The 25,618-nt window shown below is 63.0% G+C and carries 25 protein-coding genes; 18 read left to right on the top strand and 7 right to left on the bottom strand.

Annotated elements, in window-relative coordinates:
* Nucleotides 1-46: 46 nt before the first annotated feature.
* A complete protein-coding gene (locus Q8L25_RS11515; RefSeq protein WP_308924944.1) occupies nucleotides 47-1,201 on the top strand; it encodes a tetratricopeptide repeat protein in 1,155 nt (384 codons plus the stop codon).
* On the opposite strand, the gene hemW is transcribed toward Q8L25_RS11515, so the two are convergent.
* The 3 genes from hemW to rph all read right to left on the bottom strand — a co-directional run bounded on the left by hemW (nucleotide 1,202) and on the right by rph (nucleotide 3,876).
* Nucleotides 1,202-2,482, bottom strand: coding sequence for a radical SAM family heme chaperone HemW (gene hemW / locus Q8L25_RS11510; protein WP_308924943.1), 1,281 nt, complete (start codon nucleotides 2,480-2,482; stop codon nucleotides 1,202-1,204).
* Nucleotides 2,479-3,063, bottom strand: a complete 585-nt coding sequence (gene rdgB, locus Q8L25_RS11505; RefSeq protein ID WP_308924942.1) for an RdgB/HAM1 family non-canonical purine NTP pyrophosphatase — start codon at nucleotides 3,061-3,063, stop codon at nucleotides 2,479-2,481. The genes hemW and rdgB overlap by 4 nt, the downstream gene beginning before the upstream one ends.
* Nucleotides 3,064-3,147: 84 nt before the next feature.
* Nucleotides 3,148-3,876: a ribonuclease PH gene (gene rph, locus Q8L25_RS11500; protein ID WP_308924941.1), complete on the bottom strand. Its 729-nt coding sequence runs from the start codon at nucleotides 3,874-3,876 to the stop codon at nucleotides 3,148-3,150.
* Nucleotides 3,877-4,202: 326 nt separating this feature from the next.
* Here rph and Q8L25_RS11495 point away from each other — a divergent pair, with 326 nt between their 5' ends.
* From Q8L25_RS11495 to Q8L25_RS11480, 4 genes are all read left to right on the top strand, one after another.
* Complete coding sequence (locus Q8L25_RS11495; protein ID WP_308924940.1) at nucleotides 4,203-5,093, top strand: YicC/YloC family endoribonuclease; 891 nt, start codon at nucleotides 4,203-4,205, stop codon at nucleotides 5,091-5,093.
* A gap of 116 nt (nucleotides 5,094-5,209) precedes the next feature.
* Nucleotides 5,210-5,848 (top strand): guanylate kinase, encoded by a 639-nt coding sequence (gene gmk / locus Q8L25_RS11490; protein ID WP_308924939.1) that lies wholly within the window; start codon nucleotides 5,210-5,212, stop codon nucleotides 5,846-5,848.
* Between the two features lie 87 nt (nucleotides 5,849-5,935).
* Nucleotides 5,936-6,139, top strand: a complete 204-nt coding sequence (gene rpoZ / locus Q8L25_RS11485; RefSeq protein WP_010400723.1) for a DNA-directed RNA polymerase subunit omega — start codon at nucleotides 5,936-5,938, stop codon at nucleotides 6,137-6,139.
* 81 nt (nucleotides 6,140-6,220) lie between these two features.
* Nucleotides 6,221-8,479, top strand: a complete 2,259-nt coding sequence (locus Q8L25_RS11480) for a bifunctional (p)ppGpp synthetase/guanosine-3',5'-bis(diphosphate) 3'-pyrophosphohydrolase (RefSeq protein WP_308924938.1) — start codon at nucleotides 6,221-6,223, stop codon at nucleotides 8,477-8,479.
* Between the two features lie 267 nt (nucleotides 8,480-8,746).
* Here Q8L25_RS11480 and greB read toward each other — a convergent pair whose 3' ends face one another.
* Nucleotides 8,747-9,313 (bottom strand): transcription elongation factor GreB, encoded by a 567-nt coding sequence (gene greB, locus Q8L25_RS11475; protein ID WP_308924937.1) that lies wholly within the window; start codon nucleotides 9,311-9,313, stop codon nucleotides 8,747-8,749.
* 87 nt (nucleotides 9,314-9,400) lie between these two features.
* On the opposite strand from greB, the gene Q8L25_RS11470 reads away from it, so the two are divergent.
* The 13 genes from Q8L25_RS11470 to Q8L25_RS11410 all read left to right on the top strand — a co-directional run bounded on the left by Q8L25_RS11470 (nucleotide 9,401) and on the right by Q8L25_RS11410 (nucleotide 23,177).
* Nucleotides 9,401-9,994 carry a hypothetical protein gene (locus tag Q8L25_RS11470; protein WP_308924936.1) on the top strand — a complete coding sequence of 198 codons (594 nt, stop codon included), beginning with the start codon at nucleotides 9,401-9,403 and terminating at the stop codon, nucleotides 9,992-9,994.
* Between the two features lie 4 nt (nucleotides 9,995-9,998).
* Entirely contained in the window at nucleotides 9,999-11,522 is a 1,524-nt protein-coding gene (locus Q8L25_RS11465) for a histidine kinase (RefSeq protein ID WP_308924935.1), read from the top strand.
* Nucleotides 11,523-11,550: 28 nt separating this feature from the next.
* Nucleotides 11,551-12,198, top strand: a complete 648-nt coding sequence (locus tag Q8L25_RS11460; protein WP_308924934.1) for a response regulator transcription factor — start codon at nucleotides 11,551-11,553, stop codon at nucleotides 12,196-12,198.
* Nucleotides 12,199-12,318: 120 nt separating this feature from the next.
* Entirely contained in the window at nucleotides 12,319-13,965 is a 1,647-nt protein-coding gene (locus tag Q8L25_RS11455; RefSeq protein ID WP_308924933.1) for a GGDEF domain-containing protein, read from the top strand.
* Between the two features lie 319 nt (nucleotides 13,966-14,284).
* Nucleotides 14,285-15,742, top strand: coding sequence for a flagellin (locus tag Q8L25_RS11450; protein WP_308924932.1), 1,458 nt, complete (start codon nucleotides 14,285-14,287; stop codon nucleotides 15,740-15,742).
* A gap of 339 nt (nucleotides 15,743-16,081) precedes the next feature.
* Nucleotides 16,082-17,518, top strand: coding sequence for a flagellin (locus tag Q8L25_RS11445; protein WP_308924931.1), 1,437 nt, complete (start codon nucleotides 16,082-16,084; stop codon nucleotides 17,516-17,518).
* Between the two features lie 93 nt (nucleotides 17,519-17,611).
* Nucleotides 17,612-17,983 (top strand): flagellar protein FlaG, encoded by a 372-nt coding sequence (locus Q8L25_RS11440; RefSeq protein WP_308924930.1) that lies wholly within the window; start codon nucleotides 17,612-17,614, stop codon nucleotides 17,981-17,983.
* A gap of 120 nt (nucleotides 17,984-18,103) precedes the next feature.
* On the top strand, nucleotides 18,104-20,107 hold the full coding sequence (gene fliD, locus Q8L25_RS11435) for a flagellar filament capping protein FliD (RefSeq protein ID WP_308924929.1): 2,004 nt from the start codon (nucleotides 18,104-18,106) through the stop codon (nucleotides 20,105-20,107).
* Between the two features lie 24 nt (nucleotides 20,108-20,131).
* Nucleotides 20,132-20,587, top strand: a complete 456-nt coding sequence (gene fliS, locus Q8L25_RS11430; RefSeq protein ID WP_308924928.1) for a flagellar export chaperone FliS — start codon at nucleotides 20,132-20,134, stop codon at nucleotides 20,585-20,587.
* Nucleotide 20,588: 1 nt separating this feature from the next.
* Nucleotides 20,589-20,915 carry a flagellar protein FliT gene (locus Q8L25_RS11425; protein ID WP_308924927.1) on the top strand — a complete coding sequence of 109 codons (327 nt, stop codon included), beginning with the start codon at nucleotides 20,589-20,591 and terminating at the stop codon, nucleotides 20,913-20,915.
* 17 nt (nucleotides 20,916-20,932) lie between these two features.
* Nucleotides 20,933-22,081 (top strand): flagellar hook-length control protein FliK, encoded by a 1,149-nt coding sequence (locus Q8L25_RS11420; protein ID WP_308924926.1) that lies wholly within the window; start codon nucleotides 20,933-20,935, stop codon nucleotides 22,079-22,081.
* Nucleotides 22,071-22,400, top strand: coding sequence for an EscU/YscU/HrcU family type III secretion system export apparatus switch protein (locus Q8L25_RS11415; protein WP_308924925.1), 330 nt, complete (start codon nucleotides 22,071-22,073; stop codon nucleotides 22,398-22,400). The genes Q8L25_RS11420 and Q8L25_RS11415 overlap by 11 nt, the downstream gene beginning before the upstream one ends.
* Nucleotides 22,401-22,430: 30 nt before the next feature.
* Nucleotides 22,431-23,177, top strand: a complete 747-nt coding sequence (locus Q8L25_RS11410) for a flagellar brake protein (protein ID WP_308924924.1) — start codon at nucleotides 22,431-22,433, stop codon at nucleotides 23,175-23,177.
* 10 nt (nucleotides 23,178-23,187) lie between these two features.
* On the opposite strand, the gene Q8L25_RS11405 is transcribed toward Q8L25_RS11410, so the two are convergent.
* From Q8L25_RS11405 to fliE, 3 genes are all read right to left on the bottom strand, one after another.
* On the bottom strand, nucleotides 23,188-23,952 hold the full coding sequence (locus Q8L25_RS11405; protein ID WP_374694261.1) for an SDR family NAD(P)-dependent oxidoreductase: 765 nt from the start codon (nucleotides 23,950-23,952) through the stop codon (nucleotides 23,188-23,190).
* Nucleotides 23,953-24,093: 141 nt separating this feature from the next.
* Nucleotides 24,094-24,999 (bottom strand): LysR family transcriptional regulator, encoded by a 906-nt coding sequence (locus tag Q8L25_RS11400; RefSeq protein ID WP_308924923.1) that lies wholly within the window; start codon nucleotides 24,997-24,999, stop codon nucleotides 24,094-24,096.
* 19 nt (nucleotides 25,000-25,018) lie between these two features.
* The gene (gene fliE, locus Q8L25_RS11395) at nucleotides 25,019-25,354 is read right to left on the bottom strand and encodes a flagellar hook-basal body complex protein FliE (RefSeq protein WP_308924922.1); all 336 of its coding nucleotides are present in this window, start codon (nucleotides 25,352-25,354) and stop codon (nucleotides 25,019-25,021) included.
* Nucleotides 25,355-25,618 lie beyond the last annotated feature (264 nt).

Below are 25,618 nucleotides of genomic sequence, written 5' to 3'. Positions count from 1 at the left end.
GCGCGCCGCCTACGGTAGCTCAAACGGCGCCTGTGCGGGAGAGACCATGCGCCGCCATCTCGGTACCTTCATCACTGCGCTGACATGCGCGCTGCTGGCCGCCTGCGCCGCGCCGCCGGCCAGCATCCCCCCGATCTTCACCGACAGCGCCTTTGCGCCGGCCATCGCGGTCGATGCGGGCCAGGTGTTCGCCCTCGATGACGCCATGCGCCAATACCTGCGCACCGATGTGCGGCGCGAAGCGCGCCTGAAGAACCCGCGCGCCGCGCTGCATGGCGCACTGTATGACGAGGCCCGCCTCAAGCTCGAATACGATGCCGAGATGACGCGCAACGCCAGCGAAACCTTCGCCGCGCGCAGCGGCAACTGCCTGTCGCTGGTGATCATGACGGCCGCCCTGGCGCAGGAGCTGGGACTTTCCGTGCGCTACCAGGAAGTGCTGGGCGAAGAAAGCTGGAGCCGCAGCGGCGACATGTATTTTGTCGCCGGCCATGTCAACCTGGTGCTGGGCCGCCAGCGCCATGACAATCCCGGCAACTACGACGCCAGCGGCATGATGGTGATCGACTTCCTGCCCTCGAAAGACGTGGCCGGCTACCGTACGCGCGAGCTGAGCGAGGCGACCATCCTGGCCATGTACATGAATAACCGCGCCGCCGAAACCATGCGCCAGGGCCAGTTGCACGCGGCCTACTGGTGGGCCAGGAGCGCCATCGTGCAGGACCCGTCGTTCAGCGGCGCCTACAATACGCTGGGCGTGATCCAGCTGCGCCATGGCGATACCGCAGCGGGCCGGCGCACCCTGGCCCATGCGCTGGCGCGCGCGCCGGACAATACGGTGCTGCTGGCGAACCTGGCGCAGGCACTGGAAGCGTCCGGCATGGAGGAGCAGGCGCAGCCGTTGCGGCGGCGCCTGCTGGCCCTGCAGCCGCAGCCGCCGTTCCATTACTTCTATTTGGGCAAGGCCGCGATGGAGCGGCAAGATTACGCGGGGGCCATCGCCCTGTTCTCGCGCGAGATCGCGCGCGACCCGTACTACCACGAGTTCCATTTCTGGCTGGCCCAGGCCCATGCCCAGCTGGGGCAGTGGCGGCAAGCCGGGCAACAGCTGGAACTGGCGATGGCGCAAAGCCTGACCCGCGGCGACCACGCGCTGTATGCGGCCAAGCTGCGGCGCCTGCGCGCCGCCGGGGTGCAGTGATTACTCTTCCAAAAACATCTGTTGCAAGTCGTTAAGGAAGCTAAGGCCCAGCTCGGTCGGACGAATGATCTGGTGATCGCGGTACAGCAGGCCCTTCGCTTCGGCCGCGTTGAGCGGCTGTTCGATGGCGTTCAGCGCCAGTCCCGTGCGCTCGGCAAACAAATTCGGTGAAAATCCGCCGGTCAGGCGCAGGGTGTTGAGCATGAATTCAAACCCCATTTCCTCGCGCGCCAGTTCGCGCTCTTCCTGCACCGGATTGCCCGCACGCACGGCGTCCATATAGGCGCGCGGCTGCTTGTAGCGGGCCTGGCGCAGCACGCGGTGCGGGAACGAGATCTTCGAATGGGCGCCGGCGCCGATGCCGAGATAGTCGCCGAACTCCCAGTAATTGCGGTTGTGGCGCGCCTGGCGGCCCGGCTGGGCATAGGCCGACACCTCGTAGCGGCCATAGCCGGCCTGCGCGGCGCGCGCGGCCACCATGTCGGCGATATCGGCGCTCTCGTCGTCGTCGGGCAGCACCGGCGGATACTTCGCAAACAGCGTGTTCGGTTCCAGTGTCAGGTGATACAGCGACAGATGCGGCGGCGCGAACGACAGCGCCGTCTCCAGGTCGGCCTGCGCTTCGGCCAGGGTCTGCGACGGCAGCGCGTACATCAGGTCGAGGTTGAAATTGTCGAAATGCGCATGCGCGATCTCGACCGCGCGGCGCGCCTCGTTGTCGTCATGGATGCGGCCCAGCGCATGCAGGTGGCGGCCATTGAAACTCTGGATGCCGACCGACAGGCGGTTGACGCCGCTGGCCCGGTACGACTTGAATTTTTCCGTCTCGAAGGTACCGGGATTGGCTTCCATGGTGATTTCGCAGTCCGGCTCCAGCGGCAGCAAGGTGCGCACGTCCGACATCAGCCGGTCCAGTCCGGCCGCCGACATCAGGCTGGGCGTGCCGCCGCCGATAAAAATGGTGTGGATCCTGCGGCCCCAGATCAGCGGCAGCGCCATTTCCAGGTCCAGCCGCAGCGCCGCCAGGTATTCCTCTTCCGGAAAGCCCTGCTCCTGCCTTACCTCGTGCGAATTGAAGTCGCAGTACGGGCATTTCTTGACGCACCACGGAAAATGGATGTACAGCGACAGCGGCGGCAAGGCCGTCAGGTTCAGGGCGCCCGGCTGCAGATAGCGCAGGGCCGCGCCGGCGGCGCCGGATATGCCGTCCTGCGGCACTGGGGTGTTGGCAGGCTTGCTGCCCGGCCGGGCGATGCTGCCGGCGACTTTGATCGGGATCATCGCAGTTTATCCACCAGCACGCGCAGCGCCTGGCCGCGGTGCGACAGCGCGTTCTTTTCGTCGGCCGTCAGCTCGGCCGCGCATTTGCCCAAGGCAGGGATATAAAAATGCGGATCGTAGCCGAAACCGCCCGCACCGCGTGGCGTAGCGATCATCTCGCCGTGCCAGCGCGCGTCGGCGATCACCGGCTGCGGGTCGTCGGCATGGCGCACATACACGAGAACGCAGTAATAATAAGCCGATTTGTCGGCGTGCGGCTCGAGGTCGGCGATCAGTCTGGCGCTGTTGGCCGCGTCGGATTTCGGCTCGCCCGCATAGCGCGCGGAATAGACACCCGGTGCGCCGCCCAGCGCATTGACGCACACGCCGGAGTCGTCGGCCAGCGCGGGCAAGCCCGTCAGGCGCGCCGCATGGCGGGCCTTTTGCAGCGCATTTTCGACGAAGGTGTGAAACGGCTCGTCGGCTTCGGGGACGTCGTATTCGCCCTGGGCGTGCACGGCAAAGCCGATGGTCGAGAGCAGCTCATTGAATTCCTTGAGCTTGCCGGCGTTATTGGAGGCGAGGATGAGGCGTTGGGTCATGTCAGTGGTCCGTGCGGTGGTCCGTGTTAAGTGCCGACATTGTAAACCGTTTGCGCCGCCCTCACCTCGCCGGCAAGCACAAGCTTACAGCCCCAGCGCCTGCTTTTGCAGCCTGACCAGGTCGGCAATGCCGCCCTGCGCCAGGTCCAGCAAACGGTTCATGCCGGCGCGGTCGAACGCCGCGCCTTCGGCCGTGCCCTGCACTTCGATGAAGTGGCCCGCTTCCGTCATCACCACGTTCATGTCGGTATCGCAGTTGGAGTCTTCGACGTAATCGAGGTCCAGCACCGGCATGCCCTGGTAGACGCCGACCGAGATGGCGGCGACAAAGCTTTTCACGGGAATGGCCGTAATCGCGCCGCGTGCCTGCAGCTGTGCAAACGCATCGTAGGCCGCCACCATGGCGCCCGTGATCGAGGCCGTGCGCGTGCCGCCGTCGGCCTGGATCACGTCGCAATCGAGATGCAAGGTACGCTCGCCGAAAGCCTGCAAATCGAATGCGGCGCGCAGCGAGCGGCCGATCAGGCGCTGGATTTCCTGGGTGCGGCCCGACTGCTTGCCGCGCGCCGCCTCGCGGTCCATGCGCGTGTGCGTCGAACGGGGCAGCATGCCGTACTCGGCCGTCAGCCAGCCTTGCCCCTTGCCTTTCAGGAAACCGGGCACCTTGTCTTCGATGCTGGCGGTGCAGATGACCTTGGTGTCTCCGCACTCGATCAGCACCGAGCCTTCGGCATGCTTGGTGTACTGGCGGGTGATGCGGATGGCGCGCAGCGCGTCGACGGCGCGGCCGCTCGGGCGGGTGTCAAATGTCATGTGGGTATCCTGTAAGGTTGGAATGCGGCAGCGATTTTAACACCGCGCGCCGGCCGGCCAGCCGGCCATGGCGGCATGGCCGGACCAGTGAAAAAACAACACGCACACGATCCCTACAATCCTGCCCCGCCCTACACAATTTTCTTTACAATGCCGTAAAACGCACACTATTCAGCAGCATGCGCCATTTCATGCGCAAAAAACAGGCCGCCACATGACGGCGGCCCTGTTTTCAGGGCGCGGGCGGTCTTGCCTGCGCTGGCTGATTAAGTGTATAAGTGACTGTATACAAGACCAAATCGGGGAATCCTTTGAGCATTTCAAGCATGACAGGCTACGCGGTTGCCACCAGCGAAGGGGCTGCAGGCACACTGACAATTGAAATCAAGAGCGTCAATTCACGCTTTCTCGACCTGCAATTCCGCATCAACGATGATTTGCGCACGCTCGAACCGGACCTGCGCGCCGCCGTCATGTCGGCCATCACGCGCGGCAAGGTCGAGGTACGCCTGAGCTTTGGCCGCAAGGCCGCCACCGCCGGCACGCAGGCGCTGAACCTGCCCCTGCTGGCCGAACTGGCGCGCCTGCAGTCGGAAGTGGGCCAGCATTTCGTGTCGGCGCCCGTCATGTCGGTGGCTGAACTGCTGCGCTGGCCTGGCGTCATCGAAGAAGCGCAAGTGGGCCAGGAATCCCTGCAGGCCGACGTCGGCGCCCTGACCAAACGCACGATTGCCGCCTTTGTCGACAGCCGCAAGCGCGAAGGCGCGGCGCTGGAGGCGGTGCTGATCGCGCGCATCGAGGCGATGGAAGCCATCGTCAAGCGCATCACGCCTTTGATCCCGCAAGTGGTCGCCGCCTTCCAGCAAAAAGCCATCGAGCGCATGCAGGACGCGCTGGGCCTGGCCAGCCAGGGCTCGAATTCGGCCCTGTCGCGCCAGGATGCGATGGAACGCATCCGCCAGGAAGTGATCCTGTACGGCATCCGCATCGACGTCTCGGAAGAGCTGGCACGCCTGTCGGCCCACCTGGGCGAAACGCGCCATATCCTGGCCAAGGGCGGCCAGGTCGGCAAGCGCCTGGACTTCATGATGCAGGAACTGAACCGCGAAGCGAACACCCTGGGCGCCAAGGCCTCCGTCAAGGAACTGGCCGACGCCTCGATGGACCTGAAACTGCTGATCGAGCAGATGCGCGAACAGGTGCAGAACCTGGAATAGCGGACGGCCATGTGCGCCATGGCACTGGCCGGGCGCCTTGCCTCTTGGTAAAATAGCGGATTGGGCGCCGCCCGCGCAAGCACGGCGCCACCCTCACACGCCATGGAAAAATACGCATGAGTCACCCTACCGCCTTCTCCGGCAGCCTGTTCGTGGTCGCCGCGCCATCGGGCGCCGGCAAATCGACCCTGGTCAACGCGCTGCTGGCGCAGGAACCGGCCATCAAGCTGTCGATCTCGACCACCACGCGCGCGCCGCGCCCGGGCGAAGAGCACGGCCGTGAATACTATTTCACCAGCGCGGAAGACTTTATCGCGCGCGCCGACAAGGGCGAGTTCCTGGAATGGGCCGAAGTGCACGGCAATTACTATGGCACCTCGCGCATCATGGTCGAGCAGCAGATGGTGGCCGGCACCGATATCTTGCTGGAAATCGACTGGCAGGGCGCGCGCCAGGTGCGTAAACAGTTTCCGCGCGCGGCCGGCATTTTCATCCTGCCGCCGTCGATCGATGCGCTCGAAGAGCGCTTGAACAAGCGCGGCCAGGACGAGCCGCACGTGATCACGCGGCGCCTGCTGGCGGCCGGCGGCGAAATCGCCCACGCGCCAGAGTTCGAATATGTTATTATCAATGAAGAGTTTACGGTCGCTTTGTCCGAACTGAGCGCGATCGTGAGAGCGGCCCGTTGCCGGTTTGCGCAACAAGCGGCCCGCAACGCCTCGCTTTTCGCCCAACTGGGTCTGCACGCGGAATAACCGCCCTGCACGACAGCTCGCACAGTGCCACGCACCAGCGCACCAAAGCATCGTTAATCGCACCAATACTATATATTAGGAGTTACCATGGCCCGTATCACCATTGAAGATTGCTTGAAGCAGATCCCTAACCGTTTCCAGCTGACCCTGGCAGCAACCTACCGCGCACGTCAGTTGCTGCAAGGCCACACGCCTAAAGTCGAAGCCAAGGACAAGCCTACCGTGGTTGCACTGCGCGAAATCGCTGCCGGCAAAGTCGGCATCGAGATGCTGAAAAAGGTTCCGATGTAACAGGAGCCCGCGTGCCGGAACAGTGCTGATCCCTGGTTCTACTTTACCCTTTATTCACACTGCGAAGTAACGCGACGTTTTATGAGTCTGACCCCAGCCGACACGACTTCAGCAGCACCGCCGCCCCTGGCCCCGCGCCAGGCGGCAAAAGCGCAGGGCGCGCATGCGCCAGGCACTGCCACGCCTCCCCCGCCGGTACCTGGCGTGGCCTCGGTCAGCCACCTGGCCGACAAGCTGGCTGAATATCTTTCCCCCGCCGACCTGAAAAAAGTCAAGGAAGCCTACCGCTTCTCCGACGAAATGCACCTGGGCCAGATGCGCCGCTCGGGCGAGCCATATATCTCGCACCCGATCGCCGTGGCCGAAATCTGCGCCGACTGGAAGCTCGACGCGCAAGCCATCATGGCCGCCCTGCTGCATGACGTGATGGAAGACCAGGACGTCAAGAAAGACGAACTGATCGAGCGCTTCGGCGCCCCCGTCGCGCACCTGGTCGACGGCCTGTCGAAGCTGGAAAAAATCGAATTCCAGAGCCAGATCGAAGCGCAGGCGGAAAACTTCCGCAAGATGCTGCTGGCGATGGCGTCCGACGTGCGCGTCATCCTGATCAAGCTGGCCGACCGCCTGCACAATATGCGCACCCTGGATTTCATGACGGCGGCCAAGAAGGCCCGGATCGCCAGCGAAACCATGGAAGTGTATGTGCCGATCGCGCACCGCCTCGGCCTGAACAATATCTTCCGCGAACTGCAGGACCTGTCGTTCTCGCATCTGCACCCGATGCGCTACCGCACCCTGGCGAAAGCCGTCAAGGCGGCGCGCGGCAACCGGCGCGAAGTGGTCAACAAGATCATGGAAGCGGTGAAAAGCACGCTCTCCATGGCCGAGATCGACTCCGAAGTGACGGGCCGCGAAAAATCGCTGCACGACATCTATAAAAAGATGCGCAGCAAGCATCTGTCGTTCTCGCAGGTGCTCGATGTGTATGGCTTCCGCGTGGTGGTCAACAGCTTTGCCGACTGCTATGTCACCCTGGGCACCCTGCACAGCCTGTACAAGCCGATGCCGGGCAAGTTCAAGGACTATATCGCGATCCGCAAGCTGAACGGCTACCAGTCGCTGCACACCACCGTCATCGGCCCCTACGGCACGCCGGTGGAATTCCAGATCCGCACCCAGGAAATGCACCGTACGGCCGAGTCCGGCGTGGCGGCGCACTGGCTGTACAAGAGCGGCGAATCGAACCCGTCCGACCTGCAGCAGCGCACCCATGCGTGGCTGCAGTCCTTGCTCGACATCCAGCAGCAGACGGGCGATTCGGCCGAGTTCCTGGAACACGTCAAGGTCGACCTGTTCCCCGATTCGGTGTATGTGTTTACGCCGAAGTCGAAGATCATCGCCCTGCCGCGCGGCGCCACCGCCATCGACTTCGCCTATTCGATCCACACCGGCATCGGCGACCAGACCGTGGCCGTGAAGATCAACAACGAAACGGCACCGCTGCGCACCGAGCTGCACAATGGCGACATCATCGAGATCATCACCGATTCCGCCTCGCGCCCCAGCCCCACCTGGCTGTCGTTCGTGCGTACCGGCAAGGCCCGCTCGGCAATCCGCCACCACCTGCGCACCATCAACCTGCCCGAGTCGATTTCGCTCGGCCAGCAACTGATGTCGCAGGCCTTGCTGACGCTGAATATCGACGCCGACCTGCCGGCGCCGCTGGTCGAACGCCTGCTCAACGAATCGAGCGCCAATTCGCTCGACGAGCTGTATGCCGACATCGGCATCGGCAAGCGCATGGCCACCCTGGTGGCACGCCATATCTTTGGTTTGATCGGTGGCGAAGCGGCCAGCATGCCGGTCGAACACAACAGCGGTAGCGAGCTCGACCCTGTCACCATCTGTGGCAGCGAAGGCGTGTCGGTGCAACTGGCGCCGTGCTGTCTGCCGATTCCGGGCGACCAGATCATCGGCCAGCTGCGCCGCGACCAGGGGCTGCTGGTGCACACCAGCGACTGCACCCAGGCCAAGCGCCAGCGCGTCAAGGAACCGGACCGCTGGATCGCCGTGCGCTGGGGAACCGAGCTGAACCGCCGCTTCGACTGCCGCATCAAGGTGCTGATCAACAGCGAGCGCGGCATCCTGGCGCGCGTGGCCGCCGAGATCGGCGAATCGGACGCCAACATCATCTATGTCGGCATGGACGAAGACAAGGACAACGTGCTCGACCAGTTGCGCTTTACCGTGCAGGTCAAGGACCGCGTCCACCTGGCCGCCCTGCTGCGCAATGTACGCAGGGTCGCCGGCGTGAACCGCATCCTGCGCGAACGGAATTAACCCCAAGGGCAAGGACTGGGAGCCGCCGTTCATGAACGGTTAAGTTGGCACCCCTGCGCAACAGGCATACCGCCAAAAAGGATTAAACCCCAGTCGCCCGCACAGGCACCCCGGGCCAAGCGGGCCTGAAAAATGTCGAGGGCAAGGCGCAGCGACGAAGACAGTACGCATGTACGGCGAGGAGCTGCAACGCCGCCATCGGCATTTTCTCGGGCGCGCGTTTCCGGCCCGCCATTTTCAGGCTTTTAGGCCTTGCGCCTTTCAATACTACCCCTCCCCCGGCGCCGGATACGTCACCTCCAGCAACTCCAGCTCCTGCGCCCCCAGCGGCGTATTCAGCACGATCACGTCGCCTTCCCTCGCCTTGGTGATCGCGCGCGCCATCGGCGAGATCCAGCTGATCTTGCCGTTCAGCGGGTCGAATTCATCGATGCCGACGATGGTGATAGTGTGGCTTTCGCCGTCGCTGGTGAGATAGGTGACGGTGGCGCCGAAGAAGACCTGGTCGTTGCCATGGTGCACACTGGGGTCGACGATGGCGGCCAGGTCCATGCGCTTGGTGAGAAAGCGGATGCGGCGGTCGATTTCGCGCAGGCGGCGCTTGCCGTAGATATAATCGCCGTTTTCCGAGCGGTCGCCGTTCGAGGCCGCCCAGTGTACGATGCGCACCACTTCCGGGCGGTCGACGTCGATCAGTTGCAGCAGCTCGCTGCGGATGCGCTGGTAGCCGGCCGGCGTGATGTAATTCTTGGCGCCGGCGGGAATCGCCAGCGCCAGCGCGGCGGCTTCTTCATCGTCGTCGTTGTCGGACTCTTTTACAAATGCTTTATTCATCTGCCTATTGTAGCCCCGCCAGCAGGCCCGCACCCCGTGTGCGCGGGCTTTTTTGACGTATCATCGGGAGACTATGTTTGGAGCCGGATGAGAAAACACTACCGTTTCAGGCGCTGGCTGTTCGCGCCGCTGGTCTACCTGGCCGCCATTTTCCTGCTGATCGAGGAATGGCTGTGGGCCACCGGTGCGCGCGCGATACAGGTGGTGGCGCGGTTTCCGCCGCTGCATGCGCTCGAAGCGCGGATACAGCGCCTGCCGCCGTACTGGGCGCTGGCGGTATTCGTGCTGCCCGCGGTGCTGCTGTTTCCCGTCAAGCTGCTGGCCCTGCTGGCGATTGCGCGCGGCCATGCCTTTTCCGGCATCGGCGTGATCGTCGCGGCCAAGCTGGGCGGCGCGGCGGCGGTGGCGCGCCTGTACACCCTGACGCGCCCCACCCTGTTGAGCCTGCCGTGGTTTGCCCGCTGGCATGGCCGTTTCATGGAGATCAAGGACCGCTGGATCGCCCGCCTGCAAGCGACGCGCGCCTGGCGCCGCGTCAGCCGCCTGTCGAATTCGCTGGGCCGCGCGCGCCGCGCCTGGTGGCGCCGGCTGCGCATGGGCGCCGGCAAGCGCGGCCGCCACAATTCACGCCCGGCCCGCGTGCTGCGCCGTTTCGCCGCGTTCTGGCGCGCGCGCCGCTGAGTCCATGAAAAAATCCACCACCATGCCCGACACCTCCCACATGCCCCACCTTGCGCCCGCCCTGCAGGCCGCCGCCAGCGACGCCTATCTGTTCGACGCGGCCAACTGGCAAGTGCTCGACGCGAATCGCGCCGCCTGCGGCCATCTGCAGTACACCCTGGCCGAGCTGCAAGCGATGAGCTTGCCCCAGCTGGCACCGCAATGGCCGGCCGGCCAGCCTGCGCTGGACGAGGGCATCGGCGCTTGCGCCATCGTGCAGGCGCGGCTGCAACGCCGCGATACGGCCATCCACGCCGTGCGCCTGCGCCTGACGCGCGCCGAACACCAGGGACGCACGCTGATCCTGGCGCTGGGCGAGGACCTGCGCACGCCGCAGGAGACCGCCGCCGCCCTGGCGCAGGTGCAGTCGCGCTTCAACGCCATCGTCTCCAATACGCCGGGCCTGGTGTACCAGTTCAGCGTGACCGCCGACGGGCGCGCCGGCTTTCCCTACCTGAGCGATGGCTGTCAGGCCTTGCTGGGCCTGGCACCAACGCAGCTGCATGCGCAGCCGGAACTGTTCTACCAGCTGATCCTGCCGGAGGACCGCGCCTCCTACCGCGACTCGATGCAGGCGTCGAAGCAGGCGCTGTGGAGCTGGAACTGGGAAGGCCGAATCTGGGTCGATGCCTGGAAAGACGTCAAATGGATCAACCTGCGTTCGACCCCGCGCGCACTGGAACACGGCACGGTGCAATGGGAAGGCATCATGACGAATATTACCGAAAGCCGGCTGGAACAGATCGAGGTGCGCCAGTCGCGCGCGCGCCTGGCCGAACTGACGGCGCATATCGACAAGGTCAAGGAGCAGGAACGCACGCGCCTGGCGCGCGAACTGCACGACGACCTGGGCGGCAACCTGACGGCGATCAAGATGGCGCTGGCCATGCTGACGCGCCGCCTGCCCGCAGGCGACGCGCTGCTGCAGGAAAAGGCCGGCTATGTCGACGACCTGGTCGACCGCAGCATCGACGCCGTGCACCGCATTTCGCTCGACCTGCGCCCGTCCATGCTGGACCTGGGGCTAGTCGCCGCGCTCGACTGGCAGGTCAGGGAATTCGCCCGCCAGGCCGGCATCGACTGCGCGTTTGCCTCGAACCGCAAGGAGATCGAACTGAGCCTGGACCAGGCCACCACCCTGTTTCGCATCGCCCAAGAGGCGCTGACCAATATCGCCAAGCATGCGCGCGCCAGCAAGGTAGCGGTGCGGCTGGACAAGCAGCGCCAGCATATACGCCTGTGCATCAGCGACAACGGCGTCGGCATGCGCCCGCTGGATCGCGCCAAGCCGCAGTCGTTCGGCATCCGCGGCATGAGCGAACGCGCCAGTGCGCTTGGCGGCACCTTGCAGCTGGCCGACGCGGCGGGCGGCGGTACGGTGCTGACCATAAAAATCAGGCTCGCCACGCCCCGAGAGGCGATAATAGCGGCTGCTGCCAATACGCCCACGCAACATGGCCTGCGGCAGCCAGACGTCAGGGAACCATAAAGCAACACATGCAGAAACGAACGCAGTCATGAAAGAAAAAGCCATTATCCGGGTATTCATCGCCGACGACCATGCGATCGTGCGCGAGGGCCTGAAACAGATCCTGGCCGACACCAAGGACATCATCGTCGCCGGCGAGGCCGAAAACGGCCACGATGCGATCAAGCGCTTCCGTGCCTCTAAGTGCCAGGTCATGCTGCTCGACATCTCGCTGCCCGACCGCAGCGGCATCGACGTGCTCAAGCAGATCAAGAAGGAAAAGCCGGAACTGGCCGTGCTGATGCTGTCGATGCACCGCGAAGACCAGTATGCGATCCGCTCGCTCAAAGCGGGCGCGGCCGGGTATCTGACCAAGCAGAGCGCGCCGCGCGAGCTGGTCACGGCGATACGCCAGGTGGCCGAAGGCCTGAAATACATCAGCGCCGCGCTGGCGCAGGAACTGGCCAACACGGTCGGCGAAGACCATGAAACGGCGCTGCACGAAACTTTGTCGGACCGCGAATACCAGACCCTGGTGCTGATCGCCTCGGGCAAGACGGTGGGCGCCATCGCCGAAGAACTGAAGCTGTCGGCCAAGACCGTCAGCGAATACCGCGCACGGCTGCTGCTGAAGATGAAACTGAAAAACAGTGCCGAGCTGACCCATTATGCGATCCGCAACCAGCTGGTGGAGTAGCTTGCCGCCAACGTATCGCGCGAATTGGCGGCCCTTCGCCTTGCTGCTCGCAAAATAAGTGCTTTGCCAACTCGCATATCATGGGGATAATTAGCAAATATCTAAAAAGGCCGTGCCTCAATGTCCAGTAAATTGCCCTCCCCGCCGGCCAGCGCGCCTGCGGCCGCCCTGAATCCTGCCGTGAGTCCCGCCACGAATCCCGCCGACATTGCGCGCGAAGCATTTCGCCGCCTGGCCACGCGCCGCATCGCGCCCACGCCAAACGCCTACCGCGCCATCTACAATGAGATCGCCGGCATCACCGAGCCGGCTGAAGTTGCCGCGCCCGCCCCCGCCGCCGTGCTGGCGGCCAGCGCACCGCCCGACAATGGCGCCGAAAACGTGCTGAGCCAGTTTGCCGCGAAGATGAGCGAGTCCGGTGGCGAGATGGGCGACTTTGGCCGGCGCTTCCAGCGCGCCCTGAAAGCGCGCGACTGGGACAGCTATGCGCGCACCCTGGCGCAGCTGTCGGAAAAGCAGGCCCGCAAAGGCGGTGGCATCGAGCTGCCGCCACTGCCGGACGGTGAACAGACGCGCACCCTGCGAGAATTGCTGAGCCGCACCCTGGGCTTTGCCGTGGCAACCTTGCTGACAGGCACGCCGGCGCTGGTGGAAGAAGCCGAATCGCTGGGCGCTGCCATCAAGCAGGCGCACACGGAAGACGCGCTCAACGAGGCGTCCGTGCGTTTGAAACAGCTGTGCTATCAGATCGAGCTGAAAAGCGGCGATACGGCCGAGCAACAGGAATTGCTGCTGCGATTGTTCAAGCTGCTGCTGGACAATGTCAGCCAGTTGCTCGATGACGACAGCTGGTTGCGCGGCCAGGTCGATGCCGTGCAGAATCTGATTGCCGGCCCGCTCGACCAGCGCGCGCTGGAAGACGCCACGCGCAGCCTGAAGGAAGTCATCTACAAGCAAAGCCAGCTCAAGCACAGCCTGTCGGACGTCAAGCTGACCGTCAAGAACATGATGATGACCTTTATCGACCGCCTGGGCCAGGTGGCGGCCAGCACCGGCGACTTCCATGAAAAGATCGGCGGCTATTCCGACAAGATCAGCCAGGCGGAAAATATTACCGAACTGAACCAGGTGCTCGACGAGGTGCTGCACGAAACGCGGCTGGTGCAGAGCGAGGCGCTGCGCGCGCGCGACAAGATGGTGCTGGCGCGCCAGGAAGTGCAGGATGCGGAACAGCGCATCCATACCCTGGAAGCGAAGCTCCAGCATATGAGCGAACTGGTGCGTGAAGACCAGCTGACGGGCAGCCTGAACCGGCGTGGCCTGGACGACGTGTTCGAACGTGAAACGGCGCGCGCGGACCGTCGCGGCACGCCGCTGTGCGTCGCCATGCTCGACCTGGACGACTTCAAGCGCCTGAACGACACCTATGGCCACCTGGCTGGCGATGCCGCGCTGAAACATCTCGTAAAAATCGTCAAGGACACCTTGCGCTCGATGGACGTGATCGCCCGCTTCGGCGGCGAGGAATTCCTGATCCTGCTGCCGGAAACCACGGTCGAAGCGGCGTCCTCGACCATGACGCGGCTGCAGCGTGAACTGACCCGCCACTTCTTCCTGCACGACAATGAAAAGGTCTTGATCACCTTTTCCGCCGGCGTCGCCCTGCGCCTGCCCAATGAAGACCAGGCCGAACTGGTGAAGCGCGCCGACCGCGCCATGTACCAGGCCAAGCAGACCGGCAAGAACCGCGTGGTGGTGGCCGATTGAGCGGCGCCCCGTCACACGCCATGCCCGCCTTCCGGCGGGCTTTTTTTTGCCTGCCAGCCCGGAAAAACGCTGTTTTCACGCCGCAATTTGGCATTTATTTTTTTTATTTTTGCCATAAAGTATCAAAAAACGCTGCCGTATAGGAGCGGCGACGGCAGCGCCTCATAGGGGAAAAGTCGGAAAAAGCGCATTTTCGACCCTAAACTTTTTTGACCAGTGTCCGTTAATCTTTACAACTACGGTTTGAGTGCCCCAGAGCGCGGGGGCAGACCAAGGTGAGCAGGCACAGAGCCAAAACCCGCACATCGGGAGCATCAAAATGGCCGCAGTTATCAACACCAATATCGCATCGCTCAATTCGCAACGTAATCTGGGCGCATCCCAAGCCGCACTGTCCACCTCCCTGCAACGCCTGTCGTCCGGTCTGCGCATCAACAGCGCGAAAGACGACGCCGCAGGGCTGGCGATTTCCGAGCGTTTCACCTCGCAGATCCGCGGTCTCGATCAGGCTCGCCGCAATGCCAACGATGGCATCTCGCTGCTGCAAACAGCAGAAGGCTCGCTGCAATCGACCGGCGATATCCTGCAACGCATCCGTGAGTTGTCGGTGCAATCGGCCAATGCCACCAACTCGGCCGGCGACCGCAAGGCAATTCAACAGGAAGTGGGCCAACTGCTGTCGGAAGCGGACCGTATTTCGCAAACCTCGGAATTCAATGGCTTGAAATTGCTCGATGGCTCTTTCGGCTCGGCCACCTTCCAGGTGGGCGCCAACGCCGGCCAGACCATCCAGGCCACGACCGCCAATTTCCGCACCAATAACTACGGCAACAATGAAGTGGGTACCAGCGTGCCCACCACCGCCGCGGGCCTGCAATACACCCCTGGATCGTTCAGTATCCAGGGCTTGCAATCGGCCACCGTCGCCGTTAGCAGCGGCGATACCGCACAAATACTGGCCACCAATATCAATGGCGCCAGCGAAAAAACCGGCGTGACCGCCACAGCGAAAACCGAAGAATCGGCCACTTTCATTGCCGGCGGCGTGTACTCGCTGGCCGTCACCTCCGATAACTCCACCGCTGCCAACGTCGCCTTCACCGTGGGCAATCCGCTCAATGCAACGACCTTGGCCGCATCGGTCAGCGCGTTCAACGATGTTTCAGCCTCGACCGGCGTCACCGCCAAGCTCAACAGTACCAACAATGGCCTGATACTGACCAATGCAGCCGGCAACAATATCACGCTGGTCAACGGCAGCACCGATGTGGCGCATACCGTGTCGGCGGCAGCCATCGATGGCGCCGGCAACGTAGGCACACCGTTCGCTATTGCGGGCAGCGGCGGCACGGGTACCACCATGGGCCATATTTCGCTCAACTCCGACAAGGGCTTCTCGATCGGCGGCGTCACGGGCACCAATGCCGTGCCACTCGCTGGCGCCGACTCCAAGCTGAACTCGGTATCCGGCATCGACGTATCGAGCGTCAAAGGCGCCTCCGATGCGCTCAAGGTGCTCGATTCGGCCCTGGCCAGCGTCAACAGCCAGCGCGCCACGTTCGGCGCCTTGCAGTCGCGTTTTGAAACGGCTGTCACCAGCTTGCAATCGACGTCGGAAAACCTGTCGGCTTCACGCTCGCGCATCCAGGACACCGACTTTGCGGCGGAAACGGCCAAGCTGACGCGCGGCCAGATCCTGCAACAGGCAGGCACGGCCATGCTGGCCCAGGCCAACTCGCTGCCAAACGGCGTGCTGTCGCTGCTGCAAGGACGTTAAGCCACCTGACGCGCGCGCCGCCATGGCGCGTTTGCCAACAACACCCATCCCCGGCCGGAATATTTCCGCGCCGGGGATTTTTTTTAATAAAAAAATAATAAAGAATATTTCTTCTATTTAATTTTTTTTCGACCCTAAAGTTTATGGAAATCAAGCCGCTTAAACGCCCTCAGCCATGGCAACTTGAGAGTGAGAAACAAAAATATAGTCGCTTTCCTTTCCTAAACTTTCCATAGGGCATTCCGTTAATGAATATAACTGCGGTGTGAGTGTCCCGGAATGGAGGGGCAGACCAAGGTACCAGGCATATAGCCAAAACATATAGCAAGGAGCTTCAAAATGGCCTCAGTAATCAATACCAATACCGCGTCACTGAATGCACAACGCAACCTGAGCACGTCGCAGTCCGCCCTGTCCACCTCATTGCAACGCCTGTCCTCGGGTTTGCGCATCAATAGCGCAAAAGACGATGCTGCGGGCCTGGCGATTTCCGAGCGCTTCACGTCGCAAATCCGCGGCCTCGATCAAGCCAAGCGCAATGCCAACGACGGCGTCTCGCTGCTGCAAACGGCCGAGGGTTCGCTGCAATCGACGGGCGACATTCTGCAACGTGTACGCGAACTGTCAGTCCAGTCGGCGAACGCCACCAACTCGGCCGGCGACCGCAAGGCGATCCAGGCCGAGGTAGGCCAGCTGCTGTCGGAAGCCGACCGCATCTCGCAAACCTCGGAGTTCAACGGCCTGAAACTGCTCGACGGCTCGTTCGGCTCGGCATCGTTCCAGGTGGGCGCCAACGCTGGCCAGACCATCCAGGCCACGACCGCCAACTTCCGTACCAATAACTACGGCAACAACCAGTCCAGCGCTTCGGCACCAGCCACCTCGACAACTGCCGCTTATACATCGGGTTCCTTCGATATCCAGGGTCTGAAAACTGCGAATGTCGTGGTATCAAGCACTGACACGGCGCAAACGCTGGCGGCCACCATCAATGGCAAAACCGCTGATACGGGCGTGACGGCCACGGCCAAAACCGAAGAAGCGGTCGGATTTTCTGCCGGTGGCGTGTACTCAATGCAAGTCATGTCCGATAACGGCACGGCAGCCAACGTTACCTTCACGGTGGGCGCAAATAACGCATCGGGCCTGGCCTCGGCAGTCAGTGCCTTCAATGACCTGTCATCGACCACCGGCGTGACTGCCAAGCTGAATGACGCCAAAGATGGCCTGGTACTGACAAATGTTTCCGGCAACAACATCAAACTGGTGAATAAAAGCGCGGCCGATACCTTTACCGCCGCCTCCATCGATTCCGCTGGCGGCGTGGGCACTGCGCAAACTGTGGCCAGTAACGGCACCTCCATCACAATGGGCACTGTCTCGATGAACTCCGACAAGGGTTTTTCGCTTGGTGCCGTGGGAGCCGGCACTGGCGTAACAGCTGGTGCGGCCACGCTCAAATCGGTGTCCAGCATCGACGTGTCGACCGTCAAGGGTTCGAACGATGCGCTGAAGATTCTCGATTCCGCCCTGGCCAGTGTCAACAGCCAGCGCGCAACCTTCGGTGCCTTGCAGTCGCGCTTTGAAACGGCGGTGAGCAACCTGGAATCGACTTCGGAAAACCTGTCGGCTTCCCGTAGCCGTATCCAGGATACCGACTTCGCATCGGAAACAGCCAAGCTGACGCGTGGCCAGATCCTGCAACAGGCTGGTACCGCGATGCTGGCCCAGGCCAACTCGCTGCCTAACGGCGTGCTGTCGCTGCTGCGCGGTTAATTTCCGCCCCGTAGTACCGTAGCTTAGCCCTCCCCGGCCGATCCAGATATCGCATCTTGATCCGCCGGGGAATTTCCGTTAAAGGACACCATCATGGATATCCAGGCAACAAACGGCCTCCCGGCCCCGCAGCTGCAGCAGCAGCGCACTGCGGTCACCCCAGGCGGCGCCACGGCCGCCAGGCCAGTGGCGGCGGCGGCGATCGACGGCAAGGCCAATGGCAAGGACGACCCGCAGTCCGAGCTGAAAGACGTCAAGCAGGCTGTCAGCGAGATCAACAAGGCGATGCAGTTCATGTCGCGCCAGCTGGAGTTTTCGGTCGATACCGACAGCGAGCGCACCATCGTCAAGGTGATCGACCAGCAAACCCGCGAGGTCATCCGCCAGATGCCCACCAAAGAGGCGCTGGAAATCGGCAAGGCACTGGAAAAAGCACAAGGCTTGCTGATCAAGCAAACGGCGTGAACCTGCCCTGTGCCACGTCGTTTGTGGCATAGGGCGAACAGCTGGCCGAATACCCCTCTAAAGTCTGGATGGATTATGCCGTTAACCAAGTATATTCATGCATTCCCATAGGAGGTTATTGTGGCTGTCTCATCCGTCAGTACTGGTGGCGTTCTCGACGTAAACGGCCTGGTCAGCCAGCTGATGGCCGTGGAAAGCCGCCCCTTTGTCGCCATGCAGGACAAGGAAAAGGCGATTACCTCGCAAATCTCCGCCTATGGCACCCTGAGCGGCGCCGTCGGCGCGTTCCAGACCACCGTCACCGCGCTGGCCGACGCCTCCAAATACAAGGTGGCCAATGCCACCACCTCGGACGACAAGGTCCTGACCGCCACCGCCGGCAAGGACACCGTCAAGGGCAATTACAGCGTCAACGTGACCCAGCTGGCACAGGCGCAGACGATCACCGCCGCCGGCCAGGAAACCACCACCGCCCTGATCGGTTCGGGCGCCAGCACCGTGCTGACGTTCGACTTCGGCAGCGTCAAGGGTGGCACTCTTGCCGACGGAAAATACACGGGCTCCACCTTCGACCTCGATGCAACGCGCGTGGCACGCACCGTCACCATCGACGGCAGCAACAACTCGCTGCAAGGCATCCGCGACGCCATCAACAAGGCCGGCATCGGCGTGACCGCCAGCATTATTTCCGACGGTAGCGACAAGCCCAACCGCCTGGTGCTGACCTCCGACAAGAGCGGCGAAACGTCGAGCATGCGCGTGTCCGTGGCCGGCGACCAGGACATCAGCGATTTGCTGTCGTATGCGCCGAATGGCACGCAGAACATGACGCAAAGCAATGCTGGTCAAAATGCCAAGCTGACCGTCAACGGCGTGGCCATTGACAGCCAGACCAATAATGTCGAGAACGCCGTGCCTGGCGTAACGATGTCGGTGCTGAAAATTGGCACCAGCAGTGTCGGCGTCAGCATGGATACGTCCGGCATCAAGACGGCGCTGACCAATTTCGTCAAGGCTTATAACGAGCTCAATGCATCCATCAATACCCTGACGGCCGTCACGCCCGATTTGAAACAAGGCGCGGCACGCACCGGCGGTCCACTGGTGGGCGACTCGACCACCAACAGCCTGAAAACGGGCTTGCGCAAGCTGTTCGGCACCAGCGTGCCCGGCCTCGACAGTACCGTGACCAGCCTGAGCCAACTGGGTGTGGCGTTCCAGAAGGACGGCACCCTGAAACTCGATACGGGCAAGCTGCAGACGGCGATCGACAAGAATTCGGAAGACGTCATCAAGCTGCTGGCGACCTCGGGTTCGACCACCGACAGCCTGGTCAGCTTTGTCAGTTCGACCAGCAATTCGTCCGTCGGCACCAAGGGCATCTCGATTTCCAAGCTGGCCACGCAAGGCACCCTGGTGGGCAGCACGGCAGCCAACCTGAACATCATCGCCGGCGTCAACGATAATCTGTCGATGACCATCAATGGCGTTGCCACCAAGGCCACCCTGGTGCCCGGCACCTACACGGCCGACAGCCTGGTCAGCCACTTGCAATCGCTGATCAACGGCGCCTCGGGCGTGACCGACGCCACCGCCAGTGTCAAGGTGACGCAGGAAAATGGTGTGTTCAGCATCGTGTCGAACAAATATGGCTCGTCGTCGAAGCTGGAAATCACCGGCAATGGCGCCGACGACCTGTTCGGCACCCCCACCATGACCACCGGCGTGGACGTGGCCGGCACCATCGACGGTGCGGTGGCGGTCGGTAGCGGCCAGACCCTGACCGGTTCGGCCGGTTCCGGCAGCGCCGGGATTGCCGTACTGATCAAAGGCGGCCAGCTGGGCGACCGCGGCTCAGTGAATATTTCCAAGGGTATCAGCGCCTTGTTTGCTACTATTACAGATAGCTACCTGGGAACCTCGGGCCTGATCCAGAACAAGAATGATGGTTTGAACAAGAGTATTGCCGATATCGCCAAGCAGCGCGATGCGCTCAATACCCGGCTGACCCTGACCGAAGCGCGCTTGCGCAAGCAATACAGTTCGCTCGACGTGACACTCAGCTCGATGAACAGCACCAGCAATTATTTGACTCAGCAGCTCGCGGCGCTGGCCGCGAACTAACGAACATCTATCAGAGGAATACGAATGTTTGGATCATCAAACAAGGGCGCGCAATCGTACGCCAAGGTCGGCCTGGAAACAGGCATCGGTGCGGCTTCTCCGCACAAGCTGATCGCCATGCTGTATGACGGCGCGCTGGTGGCCGTGCTGAGCGCGCAGATGCACATGAAAGCCGGCAATATCCCGGAAAAGGGCAAGTCGATTTCACGCGCCATGCAGCTGATCGACCATGGCCTGCGCGCCAGCCTGGACAAGAATGCGGGCGGCGAAATCGCCGAAAACCTCGATGCCCTGTATGAATACATGGGCGCGCGCCTGCTGACGGCCAACCTGAAAAACGACCTGGCCATCCTGGAAGAGGTGCAGCGCCTGCTGACCGATCTGCGCGATACCTGGAACGCCATCGGCACCCCAGGCGGCATCAACATGGCCGCCGGCGATGCGCCGATTGCACGCATGGCCAACTACGCGAGCGCCTGACATGATGACGAATCAGCAAGTACTCGACACCTACGAAGCGATGCAGGCGCTGACGGCGCGCATGCTGGTGGCCGCCGGCAATGCCGAATGGGATGAGCTGGCGACCCTGGAACAGCAGATCGGCAGGCATGCGCAGCGCCTGAAGGACAACGAAGCAAAGGTTGTGCTGGAAAGCGCCGGCCGCCTGCGCAAGGTGGCGCTGATCAAGCAGATGCTGGAAGACGACCGCAAGATCCGCGACCTGACCATACCGTGGATGGCGCAGTTGTCCAAGCTGATCAACAGCACCGGCACCGAACGGCGCCTGGCCAACGCCTATAGCGTCTAAACGCAGGACCCGGCGCCATGCTGCCCAACACCATCGGCATGGCGCCGGTCGCGCCGGTCAAGGGCACGCGCCCGGCCGATACGGTCGCCGAGCCGCGCCAGGCCGAATTCCAGCGCTCCTTGCAAGGCATGGTCGGCAAATCGATGACCGGCCAGGTGATGGGCCGCATGACCGACGGCAGCTACCTGGTGCGCGTGGCCGGCACGCCGGCGCGCATGCAGCTGCCGGCCGGCGCACAGCTGGGCGCCGAAATTCCTTTGTTGCTGGTCGGCATCAATCCCCGTCCCTCGTTCCAGATCGGCGCCGGCGCCGATCCGCGCGCCGGCGCGATGCTGACCTATGCCGATGCACAAGCCGAGCCCGAGGCGGCCGCCGCGCAAGGTGCGCAGGCCGGCATGCGGACCGGTGGCGCGGCAGCCGCGCTGCTGGGCCGCGCGCCCTTGACGCCCGCCAACTTGCTGCCCTCGCTGAATGCCGACACGCCCGCCCCTGAGCTGAGCAGTACCGCGCGCGCCATCAGCACCGTGCTGAGCCAGGCGGAAAGCGTGCCCGGCGCACCGCTGTCGCTGATCGGCAAGACCAGCCTGATGGCCACGCCGGGCACCGACCCGTCGCAAGTGGCGCAAAACCTGCGCGACGCGGTCGGCAGCAGCGGCCTGTTCTATGAATCACATGTGGCCGAATGGGCCGATGGCAAGCGGCCGCTGGCGTCCTTGCTGCTGGAGCCGCAAATGCAGAAAACCCTGCAGGGCGAGGTCATGAAAAACGGCACCGACCTGGCCGCGGCGCAGCTGATCAACCTGCAGCTGCACACGCATGAACAGGCGCGTGTGCAATGGCAGGGCGAAGCGTGGCCCGGGCAAAAGATGCAGTGGGATATCACCAAGGATGGGCCGGACGGCGGGCAACACCCGGGACAGGACGAAGACGCCACCGCCTGGCGCAGCAGCGTGCGCTTCCAGTTTCCGCTGCTGGGCGATCTGTCGGCGCAGGTAGTGTTGCAAGGAGGCAACGTCCAGATCCAGATGCAGGCCGGCAGCGAAGCGAGCGCCGACACCTTGCGTCAGCATGCGGCGCGGCTGGAAGCGTCGATGGCCGCGTCGGGCTGGCCGCTGTCGTCGCTGACGATCGCCGGCAAGCCCGCTGGAGACGACAATGCTGGATGACGGCAAGCGCAAGATGCCGCAGACGGCGGTCGCACTGGCCTACCAGAGCGGCGAGGCGGCGCCAAAGGTGGTGGCCAAGGGTAGCGGCCTGATCGCAGACAAGATCATCAGCACGGCGCGCGAGCATGGCGTGTTCGTGCATGAATCGAAGGAATTGGTGGCGCTGTTGATGGATATCGACCTGGACAGCCAGATTCCGCCCGGCCTGTATCGGGCGATTGCGGAACTGCTGGCCTGGTTATATCATATTGAATCTGCGAAAGGCGGGCCGCTCCCGCCGCCGCCCGATACGCTCGCGGCACTTCCCACCGACAAATAGAACCGACAGGCATCAATGCAAGCACATATTATGGATTCCGGCCTCGAAAACTGGCATGACTTTGAAGTGGAATCACGGCGGGAAATCGTCGCGCTGCTGCGCAGCATCGGCGAAAAGAATCAATTGATCCGCATGCAGGTGCATGGCGAATCCGACGTTTGCGTCACCTCCATCCTCGATATCGACGCCGAGCGCGACATGGTCATCCTCGACCGCCCCGTCGATACCGGCCAGAGCCGGCGCATGGTGGCCGCCAGCGGCATCACGTTTGAAACCTCGCTCGACAAGATCCGTATCCTGTTTTCCAGCAATTCGGTGGAAGAATGCATGCATGGCACCACGCCGGCCTTGAAAATGACCGTGCCCGAGACCCTGATCCGCTTGCAGCGGCGCGAGTATTACCGCATGAATACACCCGTCAGCAATCCGGTGCGCGCGACAATTCCCATGGTCACCGACGAAGGCACGGCCAACGTGCCGTTCCCGCTGGCCGACATCAGCTGCGGCGGCATCGCCATCATGGACAACAAACTGGTGCTGGGCGACACCATCGGCAAGAACTACCCGGGCTGCCGCATCGACCTGCCCGAGATCGGCATCATCACGGTGACGTTGCAAATTCGCAATTCGCTGGACATGACCCTGCTGAACAACAAGCTGAACCGCCGCCTGGGCTGCCAGTTCGTCGACCTGTCGCGCGGTACCCTGGCGCAGGTGCAGCGTTACATCACGCGACTCGAACGCGAGCGCAACGCGCGCATTGCCGGCCTGAGCTGACAAGCTCCCTTTACAGGTTCATGCCGCCCGACACTTCGATGCGCTGGCCGGTGATCCAGCGGTTGCCGGGCTGCAGCAGCGAGGCGATGGCGCCGCCGATATCGTCCGGCAGCCCCACCCTTCCCAGCGCGGTGACCGAGGCAATGTGGGCGTTGACGGCAGGATTGTCGCGCACCACGCCGCCGCCGAAATCGGTCTCGATCGCGCCCGGTGCCACCACATTGACGGCGATGCCGCGTGCGCCCAGCTCTTGCGCCATGTAACGGCTGAGCACCTCGACGCCCCCCTTCATCGCCGCGTAAGCGGCATAGCCAGGGTTGCTGAAACGCGCCAGCCCGCTCGACAGGTTGACGATGCGCCCGCCATCGGCCAGCAGCGGCAGCAGTTTCTGGGTCAGGAAAAATACCCCCTTCAGGTGCACGTTCACCATCGCGTCGAATTGCGCTTCGGTGGTCTCGGCGATCGATGCATGCACGCCGCTGCCGGCGTTGTTGACCAGATAATCGAACTGCGTGCGCTGCCAGTCGCTGGCCAGCACGGCGCTGACGGCGTTGGCAAAGTCGGCAAAGCCGCGCGTGTCGGCCACATCCAGCTGCAGCGCCACCGCATGGCGGCCCAGCGCCCGGATCTCGGCGGCGACGGCGTTCGCTTCGTCGGCGTTATTGCGGTAGGTAATGATCAGGTCGACGCCGGTCCCGGCCAGTTTCAGTGCGGCGTTCTTGCCCAGGCCGCGGTTGGCGCCGGTGATCAGTGCGATTGGCGTGTTGTTGCTCATGATGGCGTTCCTTCAAGGATGGGGTGGCAGGCGATGTAGCGGATCGCTCATCGATGAAACCAGTATATTGTCGCCACCCCGATTGATAAACCGCGCGTATCCGCTAAGACTGATCGGATTATCCGCACAATCCTTGCCAGTCTATCCTGCCATCCACTCACGTTCGATCAGCGCGCTCAGCCAATCCATGAAGACCCGGGTTCTCTTCGGCAAGTCGCGCCGATGCGTATACATCAGGGCGATCGGCATCGGCGGCGCCAGGTGCTGCGGCAAGACCGCCACCAGCGTGCCGGCGGCAAGATAGGCGCGCGCGCCACTCAGGGGCATCTGGGCAATCCCGAGGCCGCCCAGGCAAGCGCCCTGGAATGCTTCCGTATTGTTGACGGTGACATTGCCGGCCATCGGCAGCTGATGCAACTGGCCGTCCAGCACGTATTCGAAGCCGGACGAGCGCGCGCCCAGCGTGGTGACGTAATGCACCAGGCGGTGCCGCGCCAGCTCGTCCACGCTCTGCGGCGTGCCATGCGCGCGCAGGTAGGCCGGACTGGCGCAGTTGACCATCGGCACCGTGCCCAGGTAACGGGCGATCAGCGACGGGTCTTGCACGTCGCCGGCGCGCAATACGCAATCGAAACCCTCGCGCACCAGGTCGACGCGCCGGTCGGTGCTGCTGACTTCGATCTGGATATTCGGATAGGTGGCCAGGAATTCGCCCAGCCAGGGCATCACCAGCTGGCGGGCCGCCACGGTGGGCATGTCGATGCGCAAGCGGCCGGCCAGCACCGTGCCGTCAAGACGGAACATGTTTTCCATGTCGTCCATGTCGGCCAGCATGTCCTTGCAGCGCTGGTACAGCGCCAGGCCGTCCTGGGTGACGCTGACCTTGCGCGTGGTACGGTTGAGCAAGCGCGCGCCCAGCAGCAGCTCCAGGTCGCGCACATGCTCGGACACGCTGGCCTTGGGCAGGCCCAGGCTGGCAGCCGCCTGCGTAAAGCTGCTCAGCTCAGTAACCCGCACGAAGGTCTTCATCAGCTCCAGCTTGTTCATGCGCGCGCCAGCATCAGCGTCACACCTGCATGTTCATGATCTCATGGTAGGACGACACCAGTTTATTGCGCACCTGCACCGTCGCCTGGAACTGGATGCCGGCTTTTTGCGAGGCCACCATCACGTCCGACAGGCTGACGCTATCGTCGCCCATGGTAAAGCGCTTGCCCAGGTCTGCCGACGTCTTCTGCGCGCTGGCGACCGAGTCGAGCGCGCCCTTGAGCGCGTCGGCAAAATTGACCTTGGCGGCCGGCGCCTCGGTCTGGATCGCCGGCACTTTCGCCTCCGGCCGCGTGGCCGCGGCCTTCAATTGCGAGATCATCGCCTCGATCCTGCTGCTGTCTATACCACCCATGCCGCCTGTTTTCACTGTGCCTCCCGATTCCTGTCTGTTGCCTCCAAGGCACAAAACCCTGGCAGGCAAGGCAGCGCCGGGTACAATTAGTGCTACCGTACGTTGCCAGTGTTCCACAATACCAGCAGGAAAGCCAGCCGCTCGGCCGAGCAGGCGGCAAAACCACCTTCTATTTGGACGATCAAAGCGCATGACAGGAGCGGATAATTGCCCTTATCGCTCCTCGTTTCGCAGGCGGCGGCCCCCACCAACCCCACCATACCA

Origin of the sequence: Janthinobacterium sp. J1-1 (assembly GCF_030944405.1) — a bacterium.
Classification (GTDB): Bacteria; Pseudomonadota; Gammaproteobacteria; order Burkholderiales; family Burkholderiaceae_D; genus Janthinobacterium.
Note: the sequence above shows the minus strand (reverse complement) of the source record. Positions and strands in the feature narration are given on the sequence as shown.